Consider the following 8,140-nt stretch of genomic DNA (forward strand, 5'->3'; position numbering starts at 1 on the left):
GCAAGAGCTGGGATGGTGGTAAGGGTGCGGGGGAACACCTCTTCCCATACCGAACAGAGCCGTTAAGCCCCGTTACGCCGATGGTACTGGAGTCACTTCCGGGAGAGTAGGTTGCCGCCACCACAGATTAATACGTCCCCATCTCATTCTTATGAGATGGGGACAAATATTTTCTTTCCGGTTACTAGTAAAGAATTATATTTGCGCATTGATCGGGGTGTAGCGCAGCCCGGTAGCGCGCTACGTTCGGGACGTAGAGGCCGTGGGTTCGAATCCCGCCACCCCGACTTAATTAATAGTTTACAAACATGCATCTTCAAGTTACTTCTTCTAACCTTTGGTGGCGTTCTTCTTCAAATCGAAGTTGAACAGCGCCTGCATGCTTTGTAACCATCAAATCGGTTTTTCGAAAGCCCACTGTTCAACACAGTGGGCTTTTTTTGTTTCTAACCATTCTACCTTCTATGAACACGAAAATTCAAATACATCCTTCCTTTAAAGTGATCAGCTCTTATCGAAAAATGCTGGCTGACACGCTGACACCCGTCAGTATTTATTTACGTCTGAGAGATAAATTTGTAAACAGCATCTTGCTGGAGAGCTCAGATTACCATGGAAATGACAATAGCTATTCGTACATCTGCTTTGATCCTATCGCGAAGTTTGAGTTTGACGGAAGAACAATCTTGGTTGATTATCCGGGGGGATCGTCGAATACCGTTGAAGCTTCTAACGAAGTCAATTTGCTTTCTGAAATCGAGAAATTTAGAGCGTGCTTTGATTACCAAAAGTACGCTTTTCCATTTATAACGAATGGTCTCTTTGGGCATATCGGGTACAATGCCGTTCAGTTCTTTGAAGATATTTCCTTGAAAGCGGCCCCATCCGAAAATGATGTCCCTTTAGTCGTTTACCAGGCATTTCGTTACGTTATTGCGATTAATCATTTTAAGGATGAGCTTTATCTTTTCGAGCACACCTATCAGCAGGACGGTGAAGAAACACAAGATGATACCCTCGACTACATTGAGACGCTGATCAAAAACCGCAACTTCCCGTCGTATTCTTTCCAGACAACCCAGACTGAGCAGTCTAATTTTACGGATCAGGAATTTCTGGAAGTTATTCAAAAAGGAATTGATCACTGCCACCGGGGGGATGTCTTCCAGATTGTTCTCTCGCGGAAGTTCTCTACCGCTTTTCAGGGCGACGAATTCAACGTATATCGGGCACTTCGGTCCTTAAATCCCTCCCCTTACCTTTTCTATTTTGATTACGGCAGTTATAAGTTATTCGGTTCTTCACCCGAATCCCAGATCGTAGTGAAAGGGCAAAATGCGATCATTTACCCGATTGCGGGCACATTCCGGCGGACCGGCGATGATATTGCAGACGCTGAATTAGCGCAGAAACTGCACAATGACCCCAAAGAAACCGCGGAACACGTTATGCTGGTGGACCTAGCCCGTAACGACCTGAGCCGGAATTGTAAAACCGTTAAAGTGGAAACCTTTAAAGAAGTTCAGTTTTACTCACATGTTATCCACCTGGTATCAAAAGTAGTGGGCGAAATGGATGATCATGCAAAACCCTTGCAGATTGTTGGCGAAACGTTTCCGGCGGGTACTTTATCCGGCGCGCCCAAACACATGGCCATGCAATTGATTGATCGGTATGAACAAACCAGCCGCGGTTTTTACGCGGGTTGTATTGGTTTCATGGATTTCAAGGGTGATTTCAACCAGGCTATCATGATCCGGACTTTCATGAGCCGTAATAATGTGCTGCATTACCAGGCTGGTGCCGGTGTTGTCGCCAAATCCAGCCCGGAAAGCGAGTTACAGGAAGTTCATAACAAACTAATGGCGCTTCGGACGGCCATGAAACAGGCCGAAACAATCTAAAAGAAAGGTTTTATGAAAGTGCTGGTCATTGATAATTACGATTCGTTTACATACAACCTCGTCTACATCCTCCGCGAGTTAGGCCATACCATTGATGTATACCGGAACGACAAAATCTCGCTGGAAGATGTCAATGCTTACGACAAAATTCTGTTGTCGCCGGGCCCCGGTATCCCGTCAGAAGCGGGCATTATGCAGGAAATCATTCGCAGGTATGCCCCTACGAAGAGCATTTTAGGAATCTGCCTGGGCCATCAGGGAATCAGTGAGGTATTTGGAGCAACGCTGGAAAACATGTCCGATGTCTACCACGGCGTGGCACATCGCACCTTTGTCAAAAGTACTTCGGAGCGGCTATTTAAAGGCTTGCCTGAAGAGCTGCTGGTTGGACGCTATCACTCCTGGACGGTTATTCCGGGCAGTGTGCCGGCAGAGTTAGTGGTGACGGCAGTCGATGAAGAAGGCCGGATTATGGGTGTTGCTCACAAGGAATACGATGTGCGCGGAGTTCAGTTTCATCCCGAATCAGTATTGACCGAGCACGGAAAACAAATGCTGCAAAACTGGCTGGAAGCATGAAGTTGGACGCCGTTGTTCCCTGGGGCCGGACATTGCGGGAATATCGTCGAATGTTCAATCTGACGGAATCGGACCTAAGCAAGAGAATTCTTGGTGTTGGTGATGGGCCAGCTAGCTTTAACACCGAAATGCAGCAGTTGGGTTATAACGTAGTATCGATTGACCCCATTTATACTTTTTCGTCGGCAGAAATAGCAACACGAATCGAGCAAACCTATAACACTTTGATAGAGCAGCTAAAGACGAATTCGGCGCATTACAACTGGACGGATTTTCGGGATCCGGATGATTTAGGGAATCAACGAATACAAGCCATGCAGCTTTTTCTGGCCAATTATGACAGTGGGAAACAAAATGGGCTCTATCAGACAGAATCACTCCCAGTGACCTCTTTTGCCGATCAGTCATTTGACCTGGCGCTTTGTTCGCACTTACTGTTTTTGTATTCCACTCATTTGTCGGAAGAATTTCACATACAAGCTATTCGGGAACTTATGCGCGTAGCTGCTGAGGTCAGGGTTTTTCCACTGGTTGATCTGGCCAATCAGCGTTCAGAATTTGTAGATACTATTTTGGCTGAATACCAACAAAAGGGCTTTCAAGCTAAGGTGATTACAGTTGATTACCATTTTCAGAAAAACGGTAACCAAATGCTTTGCATCAAACGATAATCGACATTTCATAATTTCAGTATACGATGAAAGAAATACTAAACCACTTATTCGAATACAAGACACTGACCAAAGCCGAGGCCCAGCGTGTTCTGGTGGGCATTAGCACGGGTCAATACAATACCTCGCAAATTGCAGCTTTCCTGACGGTGTACATGATGCGTAGCATTACCGTTGAAGAACTGGAAGGGTTTCGGGACGCCATGCTCGAACTCTGTCTGCCGGTTGATCTGTCGGAGTACGATGTGATGGATCTGTGCGGAACCGGGGGCGACGGCAAGGACACGTTCAATATTTCCACCTTAGCGGCTTTTGTGGTGGCCGGTGCGGGCCAACGCATCACCAAACACGGCAATCACGGCGTTTCGTCCCTGTGCGGATCATCAACTGTTATGGAATACCTCGGCTATCGGTTTACCAACGATTACGACGTTCTGCGCAGAAAAGTTGAATCTGCTGGTATTTGTTTCCTGCACGCTCCACTTTTTCATCCCGCCATGAAAAATGTCGGACCAATTCGGAAAGAACTTGGTGTGAAAACATTTTTTAACGTCCTGGGTCCTATGGTAAATCCGGCGTTCCCGAAAAAACAATTGGTTGGGGTATTTAGTCTTGAATTAGCCAGATTATATGCGTATCTTTATCAGCAAACGCCCAAGCGGTTTATGATCCTACACGCTCTGGATGGCTATGATGAAGTGTCGTTGACCGGCGCTTTCAAGACGATCTCCGCACACGCTGAGCAAGTACTGACTCCGCAACAAATTGGCTTGCCCCAGCTTTCACCCGAGCAGCTGGCTGGTGGAAAGTCCGTTGAAGACTCTGCCCGAATTTTCATGAATGTGCTGAACAATGAAGCAACCCCGGCGCAAACGAACGCAGTGGTTGCCAACGCTGCTTTGGCACTGGTAGCCGCCGAACGGGCAAAAACCGTTGAAGAAGGCATTCAACAGGCACGGGAATCGCTGGAGAGCAAGCGCGCATTGGCAAGTCTTAAAAAATTAGTGGCAGATTAAGAGCTGCCTGAACAATTTGAAATAATACCTGAACAATTTGAAATAATAAGAGTATAAAGCAGTACCACCGGCATAAAGAGGAATACCAATAGAATGGACGTACTTGAACGGATTATTGAGCGTAAGCGAACAGAAGTAACATATCAAAAAACCGTAGTCTCGCAGCGGGAACTTGAACAGCAGCCGTTGTTCAGCCGAAAACCATTGTCTGCCCGCCAGGCTATTCTTCAATCCAGATCATCGGGCATCATTTCCGAGTTCAAGCGCCAATCGCCTTCCAAAGGAATCATTAACGACCAGGTTTCGGTGGCCGAAACAACGGCAGGCTACGTCCGGGCAGGTGCCGCCTGTTTATCGGTTTTGACGGATGAGCATTTTTTCGGTGGTACCACGGATGATTTGAAACAGGCCCGGGCCGCGAATCCCTTGACACCGATTATCCGGAAAGATTTTATCATTGATCCATACCAAATTGTTGAAGCCAAAGCAATCGGCGCAGATTTCATTCTTCTCATTGCCGCCTGCCTGACTCCTCAGCAGGTTATTGACTACAGCCAGCTGGCTCACGAACTGGGGCTGGAAGTGCTGCTCGAAGTCCATGACGAGCAGGAACTGGCCGACCACCTGACAGATGCCGTAGACCTGGTGGGCGTCAACAACCGCAATCTGAAAACATTTGTGACCGATATTGAAACATCAGTGCGCCTTTCGTCGCTCATTCCAGCATCGTTCGTCAAAATTTCTGAAAGCGGTTTGCAGCAAGCCCAATCTATTGTGACTCTTCGGGAAGCTGGTTATCAGGGATTCCTGATTGGCGAAACATTCATGAAAACGTCTGATCCGGCGCAAGCATTGAAGCAACTGATTGACGAGTTAAACCCATTGCATCCATTACCTCAAAACCAATACATCGTATGAAAGTAAAAGTCTGTGGAATGCGGGATTCCGACAACATCCGTGAATTGCTGGCCCTGGCCCCCGATTTTATGGGATTTATTTTTTACGACAAATCGCTCCGGTTTGTTGGAGAAGAGCTGGACGTTGACTTGTTGAAGTCCTTTCCGCGCAGCGTGAAAAAAGTAGGTGTATTTGTAAATGCCAGTCCGGATTACATTTTACGGATGGTGAAAAAATACGATCTGCAATATGTTCAGTTGCACGGCAATGAAACGCCGGATTTCTGTCGGAACCTGCGAAACCGTGGCATTAGCATCATCAAAGCGTTTTCGGTTGATGAATCGTTCAACTTCAGCATGATCAATAATTACAAACCATCGTGTGATTTTTTCCTTTTTGATGCGAAAGGAGAACAGTTTGGTGGCAACGGAATTACGTTTGACTGGAGTTTGATGAACCGGTATGACAACGAAAAACCGTTCTTTATCAGCGGAGGAATCGATGCAGATAGCCTGGAATCCCTGGATAAAATCAAGCATCTCAAGCTCTACGGTATTGATATCAACAGCAAAGTGGAAATGAGCCCCGGCCTGAAAGACATCGAATTGGTCAAAGCCATCCTCACCGGATTAAAACCGATCGAAGAAGAAACCGTCGCTTAAACCGAACTTGATGAGATACACTTTACGTTCTAAGACAGTCTGAAACTGCCTTCAAGGGCCTTTCTGCCTTTAATAAATCGAGCAGCAATCCTGAATCATACCCATTGCGGCTACACACCTGTGGCAATTGCGATTAGAGGTTGCAGCCTTCTTGTTTTTGAGTACAATGGAAACCACAGCAATAAAATCAGCTTACCAGGTCGACGAACGGGGCTATTACGGAACGTTTGGCGGAGCCTATATTCCGGAAATGCTTTATCCCAATGTGGAGGAATTGCGTCAGAATTATTTATCCATTATTGCCGACCCTTCTTTCCAGCGCGAGTTTCGGGAATTGTTAACCGATTATGTAGGGCGTCCGACGCCACTTTTTCACGCCCGCCGTTTGTCCGAAGCTTACAACACGACCGTTTATCTGAAGCGTGAGGATCTTTGTCATACGGGTGCTCATAAGGTCAACAATACCATCGGTCAAATCCTGGTTGCTAAACGGCTAGGTAAAAAACGAATTGTGGCCGAAACCGGCGCGGGCCAGCACGGTGTGGCCACGGCTACGGTTTGTGCGCTCATGGGTCTGGAGTGTATTGTATACATGGGCAGTATTGACATGGAGCGCCAAAAGCCAAACGTTGATCGGATGCGGATGTTAGGTGCCAGTGTGGTTCCGGCCACCAGTGGTAGTCAAACGCTCAAAGATGCAACGAATGAGGCCATGCGTCACTGGATCAACAATCCGGTTGACACCCATTATGTGATAGGCTCTGTTGTTGGACCTCATCCTTATCCGGATATGGTGGCACGTTTTCAATCCGTTATTTCCGAGGAGGTCAGAAAGCAATTGCTGGAGAAGACGGGACAAGCCAATCCCAATTACGTTATTGCCTGTGTGGGTGGAGGTAGCAATGCCGCCGGGGCTTTCTATCATTATCTAGACGAACCGTCAGTTCAGTTGATTGCCGCCGAGGCTGCTGGCCAAGGTCTAGCTTCGGGCCACTCGGCCGCTACCACGGCTTTAGGAAAGCCGGGTGTTTTGCACGGAAGCAGTACCATTTTGATGCAAACTGAAGATGGACAGGTGGTTGAACCCTATTCTATCTCTGCCGGTCTGGATTATCCTGGAATTGGCCCATTACACGCGCATTTGTTTGCCTCCAGACGTGGTACTTTTTACGCAATCACGGATAACGAAGCGTTAGAAGCTGCTTTTGAGTTGAGCCGACTGGAAGGAATTATTCCAGCTTTGGAGTCGTCGCACGCGCTAGCCTGTATTTCCAAACTAAAAGCCAAGCCCGAAGAGGTCACCGTCATCTGTCTTTCCGGCCGAGGTGATAAAGATCTGGCAGCCTACACCACCTATCTTCCTAAATAATTGTTCGAGTCACCGGATTGGGCCCGCTACTGAAACAGTGGGACAAAATTCCATTTCCTAACTCCATCAGTCATGAATCGCATTTCTGCATTGTTTCAAAGTAAGTCCGAGCAAATCCTCAATGTTTACTTCACAGCGGGATTTCCCCAATTGAACGATACCGTATCCATTCTGGAAAGCTTACAGAAAGCCGGTGTCGACATCATTGAAATTGGTATGCCCTATTCAGATCCGGTGGCAGATGGCGAAACCATTCAGCAAAGCAATCAGAAAGCTCTGATGAATGGCATGTCGTTGCGCGTCCTGTTTGAACAATTGAAAGGAATTCGTGAGAAGGTTCAGGTACCTATTCTACTAATGGGTTATTTAAATCCGGTCGTTCAGTTTGGTATTGAAGCGTTTTGTCAGCAATGTGCAGAGGTTGGCGTAGATGGAATTATTGTGCCCGATCTGCCCATCGATGTGTACGAGCGAGACTATAAAGAAATCTTTGATCGCTACAGCCTGCTGAATATATTCTTAATCACTCCGCAGACTTCCGAATCCCGTATTCAGCAGATTGATCAATTGTCTGACGGTTTTATTTACATGGTTTCGTCAGCGAGCACAACTGGCTCTCAGAAAGGCATTACCGACGAGATGAAAGCGTATTTTAGCCGTATTCAAAAAATGAATATTAAAAATCCGCGTCTGATTGGTTTCGGAATTCAGGATAATGCCACCTTTTTAACGGCCAGTCAATACGCTAATGGCGCAATTATCGGCAGTGCTTTCGTTCGTCTGCTAGAACAAAAACAGGAAAATAAAGCCGCAGCAATCGCTGATTTCATTAAGTCAATACGACATTTGGCACCGGAAGAAAAAATAAATTCAGGGGTTATAGCCTAATAATCAGTAAAGTAAGAAAAATCCTAAAATTATTTTCGTTTTATGTCTTGACAAACGGGAAAATAATGCGGTACTTTGCAGTCCCAAATCGGGGAAGCGCAGAGCAGCCAACCGGTAGCAGGCGGAACTAACCAAGTGGTTATGAGTCGGTTAT

At 46.7% G+C, this 8,140-nt stretch carries 8 protein-coding genes, 1 tRNA gene and 1 rRNA gene; all 10 read left to right on the forward strand.

Translation table 11 applies throughout. The features are described 5' to 3' along the window. Positions 1-11: 11 nt before the first annotated feature. Positions 12-123 (forward strand): 5S ribosomal RNA (rrf, locus tag ACYVH9_RS31435). Between the two features lie 90 nt (positions 124-213). Beyond that, positions 214-287, forward strand: a tRNA-Pro gene (locus tag ACYVH9_RS31440). Positions 288-464: 177 nt separating this feature from the next. Further along, entirely contained in the window at positions 465-1,904 is a 1,440-nt protein-coding gene (locus tag ACYVH9_RS31445) for an anthranilate synthase component I family protein (protein WP_460640424.1), read from the forward strand. A gap of 12 nt (positions 1,905-1,916) precedes the next feature. Further along, positions 1,917-2,483 (forward strand): anthranilate synthase component II, encoded by a 567-nt coding sequence (locus tag ACYVH9_RS31450; RefSeq protein ID WP_460640425.1) that lies wholly within the window; start codon positions 1,917-1,919, stop codon positions 2,481-2,483. Further along, positions 2,480-3,154 (forward strand): class I SAM-dependent methyltransferase, encoded by a 675-nt coding sequence (locus ACYVH9_RS31455; protein WP_460640426.1) that lies wholly within the window; start codon positions 2,480-2,482, stop codon positions 3,152-3,154. The genes ACYVH9_RS31450 and ACYVH9_RS31455 overlap by 4 nt, the downstream gene beginning before the upstream one ends. A 26-nt stretch (positions 3,155-3,180) precedes the next feature. Next, a complete protein-coding gene (gene trpD / locus ACYVH9_RS31460; RefSeq protein ID WP_460640427.1) occupies positions 3,181-4,170 on the forward strand; it encodes an anthranilate phosphoribosyltransferase in 990 nt (329 codons plus the stop codon). A gap of 93 nt (positions 4,171-4,263) precedes the next feature. Further along, entirely contained in the window at positions 4,264-5,088 is an 825-nt protein-coding gene (trpC, locus tag ACYVH9_RS31465; RefSeq protein ID WP_460640428.1) for an indole-3-glycerol phosphate synthase TrpC, read from the forward strand. Then, positions 5,085-5,729 carry a phosphoribosylanthranilate isomerase gene (locus ACYVH9_RS31470; RefSeq protein WP_460640429.1) on the forward strand — a complete coding sequence of 215 codons (645 nt, stop codon included), beginning with the start codon at positions 5,085-5,087 and terminating at the stop codon, positions 5,727-5,729. Before trpC ends, ACYVH9_RS31470 begins: the two co-directional genes overlap by 4 nt. A 166-nt stretch (positions 5,730-5,895) precedes the next feature. After that, positions 5,896-7,098, forward strand: coding sequence for a tryptophan synthase subunit beta (trpB, locus tag ACYVH9_RS31475; protein WP_460640430.1), 1,203 nt, complete (start codon positions 5,896-5,898; stop codon positions 7,096-7,098). A 72-nt stretch (positions 7,099-7,170) separates the two neighbouring features. Beyond that, entirely contained in the window at positions 7,171-7,986 is an 816-nt protein-coding gene (gene trpA / locus ACYVH9_RS31480; RefSeq protein ID WP_460640431.1) for a tryptophan synthase subunit alpha, read from the forward strand. The last annotated feature ends 154 nt before the right edge of the window (positions 7,987-8,140 follow it).

It is taken from the genome of Larkinella harenae, assembly GCF_054780515.1.